Origin of the sequence: Streptomyces sp. NPDC059355, assembly GCF_042752335.1 — a bacterium.
In the GTDB taxonomy this organism is placed as follows: domain Bacteria; phylum Actinomycetota; class Actinomycetes; order Streptomycetales; family Streptomycetaceae; genus Streptomyces.
The window spans coordinates 19968-35050 of sequence record NZ_JBHYXN010000057.1 but is presented as its reverse complement, the minus strand read 5'-3'; the positions used below and the strand labels follow the sequence as shown (position 1 = coordinate 35050).

The following is a 15083-nucleotide window of genomic DNA, read 5'->3' as shown; positions in this document are numbered from 1 at the left end:
TCAGAACAGCGCCAGACCCTCGCCGCTGGTGTCCGCGATGACCGGCCGCGGCAGGGCGGGAAGGCCGTCCAGGCAGTCGGGACCGGCCGCAGCAGCCACCGCGGGGGCTGTCTCGGCCAGCCAGGACCGGAACCGGCCGACAGCCTCGAGGTAGGGGACCTGGGCCAGCACACGATGCTCGCCGGAGGGGCAGAAGTCGACGGACACCGTCAGCAGGCAGGAACGGGGCGCGTTCTGGCTGCCCGTCCAGGACACCCGCAGCACACCGCAGGGCCTGCGCGCACGGCCCTCGCGGTGGGCGGGGCGCAGGGTGCGGCAGGCCGTGTGGGCGGTCCAGGCGGCCAGGTGGGGCAGGGGCAGGGTGGTGCGGGTGCGGCAGCCGGGGCAGCGGTGCCAGTGGTCCAGCCAGCCGGCGGCGTCGGCATCGAAGAGGCGCGTGTAGCGGCCTGCTACGCGGATGTCGTTGCTGTACAGGTGGTCGGGGCGCTCCAGCGTGTTGCAGGAGGAGCAGACGGGGGCACGGACGTAGCCGTGCTCGTGGCAGTGATCGAGCACAGCAGCTGGCGCGGTCCGGCAGACGGCACACGTCCACCCGGCAACCTTGCGGGACATCCCCGGCTTCCTGCTCAGCACCGAGTACAGCTGCCCCCTCAGCTCCCCGCTGTACGGGCGAGGAGCGACAGGGTCAGGGTTGCCTGTCGCCTGCCGTGCGTCGGCGGGTCTGTCCGGCCGTTGACCGGCGGTTTTCTTGACAGTTGCGCACTCATGGCGGGCCATGGCGGCTCGCAGCCACTGAGCTTCAGTGTGGGCGGCCGCATCCAGCAGCCTGACCACGGCCCGGGGCAGCCACCACGACCGCTGTGCCCCGCGGGTCTGCTCCACGAGCACCCGCCGCCAGTCGATGCCCGCCACATGACCCGGTATGGCGTGCTCGCCCCGGGCCGCCCGCTCGCGACCGGCTGAGTGCCGCAGTTCCTCTGCTATCCGCCCGCGCCACCGCAGCAGCGCTGCCCCCGCGTCCTCCTGCGCCGGAGCGCTGGCGAACGGGCCGACGCGAACCAGGTCACGGCCATCCATCCCGACCGAGCTGAATTCCAGCGCAGCCTGGCGCACCTGGGTCTCAGCAACCCCCCACCGGCCGTCCTCTGACCCGACCAGCGCCACCACACGAGCGCCGAGCACGACATACCCCGCCACCACCCGGGCACCAGCAGGAGGCCGGTTGAACACCGCGGAAGCCGCCGGCACAGCGCTACCGGCCGTCAACACGGCCCACAGCGCATCCGCGGCCCCCAGAGCGATCAGAGCGCCCCCACCACCCGGAACAACACGCTCGGACATACCAGCAGGCTAACCGCTGGCATCAGACTGCCGGCCCCGCCAGTTCGAGACCGGGAAGCGTACAACGTCACAGGTCACAGGTTCACGTCGATGTAGTCGATGTCGGTGAACTCCACCAGCAGCCCCTGGGCGCGGCCGCCGCCGTCCCGGAAGTAGACGTCTTGCAGACCCTCGGCAGCGATCCGCTGGAGGTCGGCTTCGGAGGCTCCGGCGTCCTGGGCGGCCAGCAGTCGGCTCGCGTACTCCGGTGGCAGGTGCTGCGTGATCCGGCGCATCCGCCCGTCATCGGTCGTGCCTGGCGCGGCGGTGAATCCGAAGCGGGCCCGGGTCTCGATGACCAGGCCGGTCTGGGTCGCGGCCTTGTCCCGGGCGCGCTTGCGCACCAGGGGCTGCCACCGGCGCTTGACCTCGGTCTCCATCCGGGCGGCCAGGTCGGCCTTCGGCTTTGATCTGGTCCTTCACGTACCGCTCCACCGTGCGCTGCGAGACGCCCAGCAGGGCGGCAACCTGCTTGGTGGAGCCCTTGTGCTGCTTGACCAGATACCGCATCTGCGCGCCCGCGCTCCGCGGAATCGGCCGCGTTCCCGCCGCCTGCGCGGCCCGCTCCAGACTGTCTCCGACGATGCCCACCGTGGCGGTTCCTGTCTGCTAGTTGGTTAGCTGGCTCGTTGGCTAGCCGGATAGCTGGCTAGCCTGCCGGTCAGCGGCTTGCCGGGTAGTGAGCCATAGGGTGACTGCTTCGGCCAGCGCATCTTGCATCTCGATGCCGTCGATGACGCAGCGGGCCTTGAACTGGCGTTGGAGGGCGGTGTCCATGTAGCTGCCGAACGCGGGTCGCCGGCGTTTGGGCCTGGGTGTGGGGACGGCGGCTGCGGCCACCTGGTCTCCGACGACCACTTCGTCGTCGTCGGGGGGCAGGGGCGGGTACGCGGTGGTGGCGGCCGGGTTGCCGCCGTTGTCTGCGGTCCGGCTGACGCGGCGGGGGCTCATGCGGACGGCACCGCCTTCAGGAACGTCTGCGTCAGCAGCTCGAACATCGCGCGCGGCTCGGCGCAGCGCGGGTCGGTGAGGGGGACGGCGTCGGTGCCGGCCTCGGCGAGGGAGGTGCGGTGCTTGATGGAGGGGTCCCAGATGAGGTCTCCGAAGATGCGGCGGGCTGAGTCGCGTTGTTCGGCCTGGACGGCGGTGGCCGTCAGTGCGTTGATGACCACGCCGCGCAGGGTGAGTGTGGGGTTGGCGAGGTCTTTGGGTGCGCGGTCCTCCACGAAGGCGCGGACGCGCTTGGCTGCCTCGATGGCGTAGATGTCGGCCTCGGTCACGATGACGACGTCGTGGGCGGCTGCGAGGGCGAGCTGGGTGAGGTGGAAGACCGACGGCGGGCAGTCGAACAGGGTGAAGTCGACGTGGTCGTCGGCGCCGTCGAGCGCGGTCACCAGGCGCCGCCACGCGCAGGAAAGTCCGGCCTCGGCCATCCGGTTCTCGAGCTTGAGGGTGGCCGGGGCGAGCGCGATGTGCCCGGCGTAGGGGGCGTCCCATCCGATGGGCTGGATGACGCCACGGGCGGCGCCTTCGGTGTTGGCCTTGATGGCCTGGCTGATCGTCGGCGGCTTCAGCTCCGGGTCGTAGGTCCAGCCGAGCATCTCGGAGGCATTGCCCTGGGGGTCCATGTCCACCACCAGGACCCGCTTGCCTTCCTTGGCGAGGCCCTCGGCGAGGCGCACCGCGACGGTGGTCTTGCCGACTCCTCCCTTGTTGTTGACGATCGCGACCCGTCGGGCCATCACTTCCTCCTCGGCTAGCTGACTCGCTGGCTTGTCAGCTAGCCAGCATGCCAGCTAACCCGCAGATCAGGGGCCCTACAACAGTCTTCTGCTGCCACGGGTTTCCCGGACGGGCGGCCGCGGGGTAGAAACGGGCGAAGCCCGGGGCGATTACAGCGCCCCGGGCTTCGCTCTGTGCGGTGTGCCTTCTGCTCATCCGGCGTCCGGTTCGTAGTCGGTGAAGGTGCCGCACCAGTGGAGGCCTCGGGCACTGCGGGTGTGGGGGGCCAGGCCCCGCAGCCACCCGACCTCCGCAACGCTCACGTGCGCCTGGCAGGCGTACACCGTGCGGTCCAGGCTCTCCAGCGCCCCGTCCCGGAAGGTGTAGCCCTCCACCAGCCACACGGCCGGCGCGGTACACGTACCGGTCTTGCCGAACACTGCGTTCACGATCTCTTCTCCCTCGGGTTGGTCAGCCGGTGTAACCACCGGCGATCAGGTCGGCGGCCGCCTGGCGGCGCTCGCTCGCCACCGTGCGGCCGACGTTCAGTTCCGCCTCGATGTCCGCGAGAAGGACGGCCTTCTGGTCACCGCCGGCGGCGAGGATCATCCGGGCCACCCGCCGCTCCGCCCGCTCCCGCGCGGACAGGCGGGCGGTGTCCTCGGCTTCCTGGGCGGCCAGCTCGGCGCGGGCGGCTGCTTCCCGGTGGACGGCGGTGAGGCGGACGGCGTCCGCCTCACGCTCGGCCAGGGCGGCCGCGTCGGCGGCCGCCGCCTTCGCGTTCCGGTCGGCCTCGCGACGCACTCGTCCTGGTGCTCGGCACCGTCCTCGCCCTCGGCGCAGGCCTCCTCGTGCGACTGGCACCCACATGGGCAGACCCCGCACAGGTCGCCATCGGCGCCGGCGGCCTCTACACCGCAGTGGTACTGCCCTACCTCCTCCGACGCCGATGAACACCATGCCGCGCTGGCAACGCGACGTGTTGAGAGCGGAGGGCCGGCCGGACCCGGAGGGGCCGACAACCCGCAGTTACCGCGTCGGGCGGCATCGGCGGCGCGGAGCGAGCGCCACGTCGGCCGCGGCCGCACTCTGCATCTCGTGTTGGGGGGGGATCAAGCGCTGCAGGCCAGGTACCGGCTTTTGCTCAAGGTCCCCGAAGACGCACCGTCCCAGCCCGCTGGCTGCAAGAGTGGGGCTGGGGGCCGGGGATTCCGGAGCAGCCGTGCCTGGATGGGCCCAACCCTGGGGTGGGGAGCAGATCGTGCATAGAACCGGTGCTGCTCTGCTCCTGGCGATCGCTACCGGACTTGCATCGGGCTGCCAGACCAGTGAGCAGACTCCGTTATCGGCACATGTAGTGGACTGCTCTGAGACAAGGCCGTTCACCGACGGGATACGCCGCATCGCCGTGATCAGGGTGAACAACGCTTCACACGAGTCATTGAGGTACCGGATCCATATCGGGGACGCCGTCATGGTGAGCGCGGACGGCTCCCGCACAGACGCATTGGCCGGCGGCAGCTCCCGGGAGTACCCATACGCCATGGTCCCGCTCAAGGACGGCGTCTCCAGGCAAGCCTGCACGGAACTGGGCGTGCGCGCCGAAATCCTGAGCCCTGACGACCCCCCGTAGCCAGGAAACCGGGCTTGCCCCGGGTGCATGACGAGAGGGTCGCCATGCGCCATCCCCGGACCGGCTGGCGGCCTTGCGTGTGCTGTGACGGCGAGGACGGGCCGCACTGAGAGGGTTCTGGGCGGCCCATCTGCTGCGTCAGGCCGCGAAGGGCTGAGCCGCCTCCTCGATGGCCCGGGCAGCAGCCCACGCCTTGTACATGGCCACGCTCACGTAGACGTTCTCGCGGGAGAACGCGTACTGCCGGGGCTCGGCGAAGGGTTCGTTCATGGCTTTGTGCCAGGCGGCAAACCACAGGTGCAGCTGGTGGAAGGGGATCTTGCAGGCGTCGAGGAAGGCGATGCACTGGTCGATGCCGGTCGGCAGAGCCCGCGCGGTGATGATGTTGTGGGCTGTGCTGTGCGGCAGTACCCAGCCGCCGCTGTACCCGGCGACCGTCCGGACCGGTGGCCTGCCCGCGGCTGCGTAGGCGTCCCGCAGAGCCCCGCTCAGGTCCGCCTTGTCCCGGACGAGCTCCGGGCGCGGCACGACCGAGGCCTTCCTCGACCGCTGTGCCCGCAGTTCCAGCTCCTTCGCCGCACGCTCATGAAGAGTGAACGCGTGGTCGACGGAGATCTGGTCCGCTCGGCATGCGGCCAGGAATCGCCGGACAAGGTCCCAGGGGGGCAGCATCCTGCCAGAGGTGGCGCGCTTGAGGGCGGAAGCCGACCACGACGTGAGCTTGGACAGGCGGGCGTAGGGAATCGCGCCGGCCCTCCAGCGCACGCCGCGCAGGAACGTAGCGAGGTCGCCCAGTTCCTGAACGGTGAAGTCCACGGGTGCTTCGGGGTGTCCCATGACGCAGCCCCTCAGTTCCCGGTCCCGGTGCCATTGCTGAGCGCCGCATTCAGCAGCCGGCTCAGGAGGCCTCCCCCGCCGCCCTTGCCGCCGCCCCGGACGTTCGCGGAGACCAGGACGGCAACGCTGACCGCGCCCGCCCCGCCCAGGAGGATAAGGATGTCCTTCGCCTGCATGTGCGCAACGAGGCTGAGGATGACCGCCGCCGCGAGAAACGCGGTGATCACGAAGGCGTGCGCCATGCCGAAACGGACGCTCGCGGTGGAAGACGAGGGGGCAATGGGACAGACGCCCCGCCGGTACGGCTCATTGAGGCTCCCTTGATGCCCGGGCGGCGACCTTGCGGTCGCCGCCCGGCTGCTACTGGCTCCAACTGGCCGCGGATCACTGGGCGATTGGCGTCACCCGAGCAGCGATACACGTCCACTTAACTACCTACGATTCCAGCCCCAGAGCACATTCGGCGCAGCCCAGCGGGTTGGCTCAACATCTGTCCACACGCACACGAACAGCAGGAACACGCCCTACCCGGCCACGATCTGCGGCAAAGACCGGAGCCCGAGCATTGGACCCGCTCACGTCCAGGTAGCCGGCCCAACGCTCCTCGTACTTAGGGCAGAAAGTTGGGGACAACGAGGCCCCGGAAAGCCCGAACAGGCAGTCCGCGGCCTGGCGCCCTGACTGCTACTGGCTCCAACCACGGCTGACACAGGGACACTGCAGGTCACGTTGGCGCGTGACCTGCGCCAAAGCCGATGACGCCCACCTGCATCGATGTCCCGCATCCAGATCGGGGACATCCCCTTCGGCAAGGAAGCAGCCCAGGCGTCAGACTGCAGGGGTGATCATGCGCCGCCCACTGGGCACCGGCCCCTGCCCCGCCACCGACACTCCGGCCCCGCCCAGCCCCCGAGCCCGCCTGGCCGCCGAGAGGGCGCCAGCCGCCGAAGCCACTGGCCCCACCACACGGTCCGCGGCCCCGCCCGGCCGGCGCAGCCTCGGCCCCGGAAGCACAGCCACCGACCACTGACCAGCCGCCACCGGCAGGGGCGGCGACCCCTGCAAGCCACGAGCCGGACAAGGGAGCTCGCAGGCGCCGACTCCTTCCGTACAGGCCCCTTCCCCAGCGGCCTACCGTCCCCGGGTCCCCGCAGACATCCTGCGCGGCTCAGTCGCCTGAACAGCGTCACAGCAGTCCGATCAGGTCCGCGAACCAGTGCCCCCACCTATCGGTGCCAGTGGCGAACGGCACAATGACAGCAGCCGTCAAGACGATCGGGCCGCCAAAGAGAATCAGCTCACTAGGCTCCAACCCTGCGGCGGCGGAGCCCGCCTCTCGGTCCGTCAGTCCATAGCCGTTGTAGTAGGTGATCACTGCGGCCAACAGTCCTACGAGGGCGGTGACCGTCTTCGAGATCCACGACTCTGAGCCGTTCTGCAGGACTGCGGTGGTGCCGAGCCCGATCACGGCCACCGCGGCCAGGACGGTCGCCGCCTTCACCACGCCCAGCATCCTGGCCCTCCGAAGCCTGTCGAAGGAGGCCTTGAAGATCTGGACTTCGTAAGCGTTTGCACCCAGCGCGCACAGAAGCGGCTCAATATGTCGCCATTTAAGCCGATCCCTGTACCTGGTTAACCGTACGTACCTTCGGCCATCCCAAATCGGGCCGCCATACGGATTCTTCGAGGTCGGGGGCCGTTTGTGCGGCGACGCCTCGTCCCCGCCGGCCCGGGCGTACAACTTCTGCAACTGCTCGATGAACTGCCAATCGGTGCCCGCGTGGCCCAAGGGCTCCCGCTTCGGCTTCTTATCCGGCGGTCCCGGGGCGATGAGGGGCTTGGGCGTGCTGGTGGGACGGCCAACCCAGGGCATGATGACCGGGCGGGCTACCCGCTCTGCCTCCCCGCTAGTGGCCTGCATTGACACACTGGAAACGGCTTCACTGCTCCGTTCCTCCGGCGCAGGGGTGGCAGTGCCTTCTTCGCCGATCGCGGGCTTGTCCAACAGCATCTTGGACACGAGTTGGACACCGTCTTGGACGGCTTGGACGACGAGCGGCTCATCGGCGTCGTCGCGCCCGGCCTGGACTTCCGGCTGGAGGTCTTCTTCGATCAGCGCCTCGTCTTCCAGGCCCTCGGCGGTGATGTGCTCGAGCCGGGCGTCGAAGTCAGCGTCGTCCACGTCCTTCGATGCTTCGCGGTGTACGGGTTGGAGGGCCGCGGGCGAGATGACCTCCAGGTCCCGTGCCTCGCTCTCCAGGCGCCTGATCTCTTCCTGGGTGGCCAGGACCTCGGCCATCCAGAACTCCTGCTGCTCCTCCGCCGTCATCCGGCGGCCGCGGGCACGCTCCTGCTGGACTTGGACCCGGCCCAGCCGCTCGCGGGCCTGCCCGAGCTGGCGCTCCCTGCGGGTGCGCTCGCGCTCGTCGCCGAGCTTGAGCTGCAGCTCGGCGTTCTCCAGCCGGCTCTGCGTGTAGGCGAGCATCGGCCGCAGCTCGGCCAGGTGCTTCTCGGCGTTCGCCGCGAGGGCCTGGTACTTGATGACCTGCTGGAGGGCGTCGTCACGCCGCTGGTGCTGGCGGACCAAGTCCCCGCCGCCGGAGGAAAAGCGGCCCGCGCGGCGCTCCGCGTCAGCGGCGTTCCATAACTTCAGCGCTTCGACCGCCATGGTCTCGCGCCGTGGGCCGGGGATGGTGAACGACTCCACCAGGCGTGCGACGAGCTGCTTGGGGATGAGCTGGGAGCCGTTGAGGTAGTTGCCCCAGCTGGAGCTGCTGCGCCCGAACCGGTCGGCCAGGTCACGCACCGGGGTGTTCTTGGTCAAGCCGACCAGGAAAGCGGCCAGCTGACCCCCCGCAGTCTCCTCATCGATCTCACGCTGCGGCGCCACCGCACCCCTCCCCCACCGTCACGTCCACCCGTGACCACGCGATGACCACACTCATATACCCACTGACCAGCCACAACGCTCCCGAGCCGCTCCTGGACAGCCTTTCCGGGACGAAGCTCTCCTTACCCAACCGGGCCTACGACACGGGAGAGCACCATGACCCTGTACACGCTGTACGCCTTCCTCGCCCACGACGTCCTCGGCAACGTCCTGGCCGCGCTCACGGTCGCGGGGACCGGGTACACAGCCAAGAAGATCCGCACCGAAGTCCGCAAGCGGAACGGCCAATCCCACAACACCAGCCAGTAATCAAACCGCCCGGCCAGCCCGGCAAAGGCGGGCCGGACACTGAACGCCGCCCTGCCCGCGGTCACCGCGCCAGGCTGGGTTCTGCAGACGGGGACGGGCCAGGCCGTGTTGGTAGGTGAGTCCGGTTCTGGCGGGCCGTCACCGCGTCCAGCGAGGACAGTCGGCCCAGGTCGTTCGCATAGGCGGTCGGCGCCCGCCCCCACTGCTCTGATCCTGCGCCGACTCCCCAGCAACCGCGCTCATCCGCTGACCACGACGGCGGCGCTCGAGGTTCTCGCGCGACCCGGCACGACGGCGCGCACGAGATGCGACACCGCCGAACTCCTGCTCCCGATCCTCCAGCACGGCCAGGACGGAGCCGGGCGGGAAGAACCGGCCTAACAGTGGACCACTGGACACGGCGGAGGGGGAGTCACCCAAGTTTGGGTGACTCCCCCTCCGCCGAGCCCGGGTCTCGATCACCAGCCCCGCCGCGGTCCTCCCCTCCCGGAGAGGACCGCGGCGTGCGGGGTCAGCGGTCGGTCATCACCTGGTTGAGGAGCCAGGTGGTCACGGCGCGGACGGCTCCCGAGATCGCGGCGCAGATCAGCAGGATGCGTGTCCTGGGGCGAGACGGGTCCTGGTCGCCGGTCCTACGGTGGGTCATCGGGCCTTCCTGAGGTCTGGGGCCCGCCGTCCTGGTTGCGACGCCATCGGCGGGCCCGTTCTACCAACTCGCTTTATGCGGTGGTGAGATAACCAATACGCCGACGAAAGGGCCGGAGCACGCGACGATCTGGTTGTCCGGTAGTACGAGGGGCTTTCCCGAAACGGAAGACAGAATTTCGGCATATTGGAGGGGTGGATGGGGGGCGCGCGACGTGAGGGACGCCCGTGGTCCGGCGCAAAGGGACCCGTCCCTGAGATCAACGCCGTCGCGGAACTGCTCCACCAGTACATGGAGCGGGCCGGACTGTCGCTGAAGGAAGTCCACGGCAGGCTCACTCCGGTGGACTTCCCCCAAGGCGTGGACGTCCCCACGCAGCGCCAGTTCTACGACCTGCTGGACGGCAAGAAGCTCACCTTGGAGGTCGCCTGCGCCGTCATCGACGTCTGCTCGGGCCCCGACGGCGACGCGCGCATCGACGCCCAGCGCCGCGACGAGGTCGGCGAGCTGTTCCGCAGGGCGGCACAGGAGCCGCGGCCATCCTTCCGGGACCTGGTGACGGCCGGCGAGAAGATGCTCAGCCTGCGAAGCTCCCTGGAAAGCCTGCAGACGGCATACGAGGAGAGCAGCGCGGCGCGGGAGACAGCTCAGGTGGTGGCGGTGTCGATGCTCGGCCTGCTCCTGCAGATGCAGAATGCGGTCTCCAGCCTGACCCGGGAGCGCGACCGCCTGCGTGCCCGGGCCGGGCAGCAGCCCGGGCTGAACCCTGAGGTGCAGCGGATCCAGGACCGGCTCGACCGGGCCCAGGAGCGGGAGAAGGAGACGCAGGCGCTGCTGGATGCCGCCCTGAAGGACAAGGAGAGCGCGGACCGGACTGCCAATGAGGCGTCTTTGCTGATCGCCGAGAAGGAAGCAGAGATCAAGCGGCTCAAGGCGGCCGCCAAGGCTGCTGAGGAAGCCCTGCCGGCCGAGGGCGACACGACGCCGGCCCTCTCCGATCCCGTCGCGTTCAGTGTCGCGCTGAACGTGAACCTGACGCCGGACGAGGCGAGCATGGCGCAGGCGGATGCCGCGGTCTTGAAGGCACAAGTACTGCTGGAGCAAGGCCGCGAAGCCGTCACCGCCAGCCAGGAGAGGATCGCCGAAGCGAGTGCGGTCAGTACGCTCGTCGTCGACTCTCCCGTCACGGATCCGCCCTCGCCGCCGTTTTCCGGGACAACTCCGCCGAGTGCCCTGAAGTGGAGCGATGGCGCCTTCCGGTCCGACTCGACGGGTAGCGGGCAGACGGTCCACCACGAGGGCGTGTGGCGTCAGATGGGCACCGGCGAGGATCCGGACGACCCGGCGCAGGGGCCGGTGGGCGCCCGGATTGCGGCGCAGGAATCACCTCGTCTCTCCCGTGTCGACGAGCGGGCCCTGCAGCGCAGCAAAGCCGCGGACGGAGTCGTACTGGCCGTCCTGATCCTCACTCTGTGTACGTACACGTCCGTGACGGTCGTGCTCGCGCTCCCGGCGGTCCGCCACGACCTACTCGCGCGGCTCGGCGCCACAGCGCCGATGATCACCTGCAACCTGCTGGCGGCGGCCGTCACAGGATGGTGGGGGCGGAGCGCGGCGCTCCGGTACGGCCCCAGGCGGGTTCTGCTGCCGGGGCTGCTGTTCTTGTCGGTCGGGTCGCTCATGGCTTCCTGGGCCCCGGCATTCGAGAACAGCCTCGACTGGACCCCGCAGAGCATCGTCGACTGGTCTGTGGTCCAGCTGCTGACGGGCTGTGTACTGCAGGGCCTCGGCGAGGGGTTGTGTGTGGCCGCCGCCGGCTACATCCTCAGCGGCAGCAGAGGCTTCCCCTGGGCAGAGTCGCGGACCATGTGGGCGGTGGTGGCAGGCAGCGCGATCGCCATCGCGGCTTCGGGGTTCATCCTGTCCACCTGGATATGGCGTATCGCATTCCAGGTTCCGGCCGCCATGGCACTGGTGCTGCTCCTCACCCTGCCTCTCGTGTCCGGCCGCGGAGTACCGCGCGCGCCGCGACCCGATACCTGGCTGCTGGTCCTCACAGTGGCTGCAAACGTGGCCTTGGTCTGGGGCATCGAGATCGCCGCCACCGCCTTCTGGCTGTCCACCCTTCTCGTCCTGGCCGTCGGCCTCCTGCTGCTGTTCGGCTGCGCCCGGCGCCTGAAGAACCGCGAGAGCGTGGAGAGCCGCGACTCGGTTTTCTGGGTGCCCATGATCTGGGCCTGGGTGGGCGGGGCGGTGCAGTGCACGGCTTGGCTCTACTGCGCCCTCGCGGTGCAGCAGGTCTTCCACTACGAGGCATGGACGGCAGCCGCCCTGCTCCTGATCGCGGCCCCCGCGGTCGCTCTCATCGCCTTCCCCCGAGCTCTCCCCGCCCGCCTGCGGGCGCCGTCCCGGCTCATCGGGTTCCTGGCCACGGCCGGCGGCCTGCTGTGGCTGTCCAGCGGCCTGTCCAACCCGGATGCCTTCCCCGTCCCCGCTCTGGTGGGGGCACTGACCCTCGCGGGCGCCGGGACCGCCGTCGTGCGCTGCCCGCCCCCCGGACTCACCCCGGGCCAACGGCACACGTTCGACGCGCACACCAAGTACAGCGGAGCACTGGCGACGGCCCTCTCCACCACTCTGATCACCCACGCCTACGCCGTGGGCTCCCGCACAGGAGGAGCCGAGGCCCATCAGGCCGGCGCGTACACCACCGTTCTGACTGCCTGCGCGGCCGTAGCGATCGCAGCGGCCCTCGCAGGCGCCGTGCCCCTGGACCGCTGGCGCCGCACCATCGCGGCGGGGCCTCCCTCGGGATCCGGCGAGGGAACCCCGCCCAGGTACAAGGCCGGAATTCTGGCCAGGACCACCTACATGGTCCTGCTCTTCCTGGCGCCCACCCTCACCTCCACGGCCGCGCTCATCGCCGGAGCGGGCAACCGCGCAGCACTGTTCAGTCGGCCGGGACCCGGCGCCCTCGCGCTCATCCTGTACTGCCTGATCGGACTGTGCGTCCTTGCCGTCATCGCCGGCGCCGCCATCGCCATCACCATCTGGCCGGTCACAGTGCTGGGCGGACCCAACGCCCCGGGCTACATGAGCGCCACCACCTTGATCGCCATACCCGTCGCCCTCACCGCCGGGAACTTCATCCCCTACCAACCCCTCGTCACGGCCGGCACCTGGATCGCCGCCACCACGGGCCTCGTATAGAGACTTGAGCCACTTGTCCCACTGCTCGTCTGGGGGGAGTGAAGCCCCGAGCGCGGAGGGGCCGGGTCACCCAAGACTGGGTGACCCGGCCCCTCCGCGAACTTGCCGGGCGTGCGTGCAAGATCGAACCGCTCAACAGCTCTCCTGCGGTCAGCACTCCGGAACTGACCAGTCCGTATTGGTCGCGGGCGTATGGCCTGGCGTGTCACCGTTCATGAAGGTGTTCGCGACGGCGTAGTAGCCACCGCTCCACGGGCTGGTGGCGATCCGGTACCACCAGCCGTCCGGGTTCGCCGAGTCGATCTCGGGTGCGAGCACCCGGCACTCCACCTCCACCCAGGTGTGGGCCGGGATCCGCTCACCGGGGCCCTTGGCGCCGTGGGCGTTCAGGAAGGTGGGCGAGCCGTGGCTGCCGCTCTGCTCGCGGATCGTGTGCTTGGCCGGCTGCGGGGGCGTCGGCGTGGCGGGGGTCGGTTCCTCCGGGGCCTTGACCGTGGGCGCGACCGGCAGCGGTGTTGGGGACGGAAGTGCGGGGACCGGGGTGTTGGCCGGGTCCGGTTCCGGGTCGGGCGGGGCCGGGGCCGGCGGGTGGAGCTCCAGCCAGCGCTGAGCCGAGCACACCGGCGTGATGATCTGCTCGGAGACGGGGATCAGGGCCGAATAGACGTAGCCCTCTTCCCCTGGCTTCGGACTGCCGGGCGCCTGGATCACGTAGAACCAGCGCTTGTGGTCGGCCGGATAGCCGTCCGGGGCCATGCTGTCGGTCCAGCACCACATCTGCACCGAGGTCCCGTCGGCCACGGAGACGATGGACGATTCAGGGCAGTCGTGGGTGCCGTAGGGGTTCAGGCCGGGGCAGGGGCGGATCTTGACGGGGTCGCCGGGGCTGTCGGACTTCACCCGGCTCACCCCGGAGGTGCGGGTGACCTCCGGATGGGGGTTACTGCCCGGCTTGCCGGCCAACTCGACGTCGACCTTGTCGTTACGGTGCGGGGCGCGGTCGGCAGCCAGGTAGCCAATCCCCGCGGCGGCGGCCGCGATCACGGTCACCGCTGCGGCGCTGAGCGCCAGCGTGCGTCGTGGCTTCGAGGGCGGGGCGGACCGGGAATCGGGTGTCATGGGCGTTCCCTTCGCTGGTGAAGCTGTGCGGGACCAAGCGATCAGCAGGCGGGCAGCGGGCCGGAGCCGGCGTCGATGTAGACGGCTGGCACCCACTTCCCGGGCTGCACGCGATACCAGACGCCGGAGCGACGGGGGTCGGGTCCCTTGTAGGCGTCGCCGAGCTGGAACTGGCGGCCACCGGTGATCTGGCACTGCACCACCAGCGACTCACCCAGCACGTAAGAACCGTTGTGGTGTTCAGCCCCGCCCGTGGTCGTGGAGTCGTAGGCCCAGACCTTCGAGGAGTCGTCCGTACTGTTCGGGCCGTCATCGGACCACTTGACCACCGCCTGTACCGGCTTTGGCTGCACCGAAGGGGTAGGCGAGGAGACAGACACAGGCTGGCCCGGGTCGCCGTGGCCATCGGAATTGCCCTGATTCTGGGACCGGGTGTCCTCGGGGATGACGGGGGGCAGCGAAGGGGTCTTCCCAGTGGGCGTCTCGTTCGGGCTCTTGCCGGGCTCTGGCTGAGCCTTCGGGGAAGACGAAGCAGCCCGGTCGGCCGACTGCTGCGGCGGACTGGGCTCCTTGGATGCGCCCAACAAGGTTCCCCGACGCAGGGAGTCAGCCGTCTCCACCGCGCCAAAGGCCATACCAGCAGCCAGGACGACGGCAACGCCTGCCCGGACAGGCTTCCGCTCCCACCACTTCCACCACTTCCGCTCGGGAACGGGAACAGGCACGGGAACCGGATCACCGTCGAGCTCTGGCAAAGGAAGTTCCGGCCCCGGCTTGGGTGCCGGGATGGCGGCTGGCGTCGGGAACCGGGAGCCGGGATCACCTCCGCACCGCCGGTAGGCCACGGCCCAGTCGGCCACGATCACGCTGGCGTTCTCATACCCCTGGTGGGCAAGGCAGATCCGGACCACCAGCTCGACCTTGAGCCAGTCCGGCCGCGTGTCAGGCAGCCGACGGTCCAGCAACCCACTGAACGTGGCCGGGCTGGAGTACCCGCGAAGGTGGGGATTCTTCGTGGCTATGTCGTAGCTCAGCCCGGGCAGATCCTTGAAGACCGGCCCGGCCGTGCGCAGCGTGCACAGAGCTCTGCGGTAGCCCTTCCAGTCCCGCGCCGCATCTAACTCTTCCGGCCAAGTTCCCATCCGTGCCGCCCTTTCGCGACCGTTCCGAGCAACCAGCATCCCGTACACCCTGGATGTCGCGTTCAGTGGGCTATACACCCTGATGTCGATCTTGTGCATCGGACGTACATTTACGCCTTCGACCTGGGTGAACGTCATGTACGGCGTGTCAGGAAAATTCAAGAACGATCTTGCTCTCGAAGAGCACGGGACGGC

General features: G+C 69.5%; 13 protein-coding genes and 1 pseudogene. 2 read left to right on the top strand and 12 right to left on the bottom strand.

Annotation, left to right across the window (positions count from 1 at the left end; all coding sequences use genetic code 11):
• From ACFXGI_RS34685 to ACFXGI_RS34645, 9 genes and pseudogenes are all read right to left on the bottom strand, one after another.
• Positions 1 to 612, bottom strand: a complete 612-nt coding sequence (locus ACFXGI_RS34685; protein WP_384715688.1) for an endonuclease domain-containing protein — start codon at positions 610 to 612, stop codon at positions 1 to 3.
• A gap of 803 nt (positions 613 to 1415) precedes the next feature.
• Positions 1416 to 1971 (bottom strand): annotated as a pseudogene (tpg, locus tag ACFXGI_RS34680) (telomere-protecting terminal protein Tpg).
• 42 nt (positions 1972 to 2013) lie between these two features.
• Positions 2014 to 2331, bottom strand: a complete 318-nt coding sequence (locus tag ACFXGI_RS34675) for a hypothetical protein (RefSeq protein WP_384715685.1) — start codon at positions 2329 to 2331, stop codon at positions 2014 to 2016.
• The gene (locus tag ACFXGI_RS34670) at positions 2328 to 3122 is read right to left on the bottom strand and encodes a ParA family protein (protein WP_384715682.1); all 795 of its coding nucleotides are present in this window, start codon (positions 3120 to 3122) and stop codon (positions 2328 to 2330) included. Before ACFXGI_RS34670 ends, ACFXGI_RS34675 begins: the two co-directional genes overlap by 4 nt.
• Before the next feature lie 192 nt (positions 3123 to 3314).
• A complete protein-coding gene (locus ACFXGI_RS34665) occupies positions 3315 to 3551 on the bottom strand; it encodes a hypothetical protein (RefSeq protein WP_384715679.1) in 237 nt (78 codons plus the stop codon).
• Positions 3552 to 3573: 22 nt separating this feature from the next.
• Positions 3574 to 3906, bottom strand: coding sequence for a hypothetical protein (locus ACFXGI_RS34660; protein WP_384715676.1), 333 nt, complete (start codon positions 3904 to 3906; stop codon positions 3574 to 3576).
• A gap of 967 nt (positions 3907 to 4873) precedes the next feature.
• A complete protein-coding gene (locus ACFXGI_RS34655; RefSeq protein WP_384715673.1) occupies positions 4874 to 5572 on the bottom strand; it encodes a helix-turn-helix domain-containing protein in 699 nt (232 codons plus the stop codon).
• Between the two features lie 11 nt (positions 5573 to 5583).
• On the bottom strand, positions 5584 to 5814 hold the full coding sequence (locus tag ACFXGI_RS34650) for a hypothetical protein (protein WP_384715670.1): 231 nt from the start codon (positions 5812 to 5814) through the stop codon (positions 5584 to 5586).
• 944 nt (positions 5815 to 6758) lie between these two features.
• Entirely contained in the window at positions 6759 to 8396 is a 1638-nt protein-coding gene (locus ACFXGI_RS34645; protein WP_384715667.1) for a hypothetical protein, read from the bottom strand.
• Positions 8397 to 8618: 222 nt separating this feature from the next.
• Between ACFXGI_RS34645 and ACFXGI_RS34640 the strand changes: the two genes are divergently transcribed.
• A complete protein-coding gene (locus tag ACFXGI_RS34640) occupies positions 8619 to 8771 on the top strand; it encodes a hypothetical protein (protein WP_384715664.1) in 153 nt (50 codons plus the stop codon).
• A 511-nt stretch (positions 8772 to 9282) separates the two neighbouring features.
• On the opposite strand, the gene ACFXGI_RS34635 is transcribed toward ACFXGI_RS34640, so the two are convergent.
• Positions 9283 to 9417, bottom strand: a complete 135-nt coding sequence (locus tag ACFXGI_RS34635) for a hypothetical protein (protein WP_384715661.1) — start codon at positions 9415 to 9417, stop codon at positions 9283 to 9285.
• Positions 9418 to 9615: 198 nt separating this feature from the next.
• Here ACFXGI_RS34635 and ACFXGI_RS34630 point away from each other — a divergent pair, with 198 nt between their 5' ends.
• On the top strand, positions 9616 to 12627 hold the full coding sequence (locus ACFXGI_RS34630) for a hypothetical protein (protein ID WP_384715658.1): 3012 nt from the start codon (positions 9616 to 9618) through the stop codon (positions 12625 to 12627).
• A 150-nt stretch (positions 12628 to 12777) separates the two neighbouring features.
• On the opposite strand, the gene ACFXGI_RS34625 is transcribed toward ACFXGI_RS34630, so the two are convergent.
• On the bottom strand, positions 12778 to 13746 hold the full coding sequence (locus ACFXGI_RS34625) for a hypothetical protein (RefSeq protein ID WP_384715655.1): 969 nt from the start codon (positions 13744 to 13746) through the stop codon (positions 12778 to 12780).
• A gap of 41 nt (positions 13747 to 13787) precedes the next feature.
• Entirely contained in the window at positions 13788 to 15026 is a 1239-nt protein-coding gene (locus tag ACFXGI_RS34620; protein WP_384715652.1) for a hypothetical protein, read from the bottom strand.
• Positions 15027 to 15083 lie beyond the last annotated feature (57 nt).

Coding starts and splice junctions, on each gene's coding strand:
- ACFXGI_RS34685 (WP_384715688.1), bottom strand. CDS start 612: ATGTCCCGCAAGGTTGCCGGGTGGACGTGTGCCGTCTGCCGGACCGCG.
- ACFXGI_RS34640 (WP_384715664.1), top strand. CDS start 8,619: ATGACCCTGTACACGCTGTACGCCTTCCTCGCCCACGACGTCCTCGGC.
- ACFXGI_RS34650 (WP_384715670.1), bottom strand. CDS start 5,814: ATGGCGCACGCCTTCGTGATCACCGCGTTTCTCGCGGCGGCGGTCATC.
- ACFXGI_RS34655 (WP_384715673.1), bottom strand. CDS start 5,572: ATGGGACACCCCGAAGCACCCGTGGACTTCACCGTTCAGGAACTGGGC.
- ACFXGI_RS34670 (WP_384715682.1), bottom strand. CDS start 3,122: ATGGCCCGACGGGTCGCGATCGTCAACAACAAGGGAGGAGTCGGCAAG.
- ACFXGI_RS34635 (WP_384715661.1), bottom strand. CDS start 9,417: ATGACCCACCGTAGGACCGGCGACCAGGACCCGTCTCGCCCCAGGACA.
- ACFXGI_RS34620 (WP_384715652.1), bottom strand. CDS start 15,026: ATGACGTTCACCCAGGTCGAAGGCGTAAATGTACGTCCGATGCACAAG.
- ACFXGI_RS34625 (WP_384715655.1), bottom strand. CDS start 13,746: ATGACACCCGATTCCCGGTCCGCCCCGCCCTCGAAGCCACGACGCACG.
- ACFXGI_RS34630 (WP_384715658.1), top strand. CDS start 9,616: ATGGGGGGCGCGCGACGTGAGGGACGCCCGTGGTCCGGCGCAAAGGGA.
- ACFXGI_RS34675 (WP_384715685.1), bottom strand. CDS start 2,331: ATGAGCCCCCGCCGCGTCAGCCGGACCGCAGACAACGGCGGCAACCCG.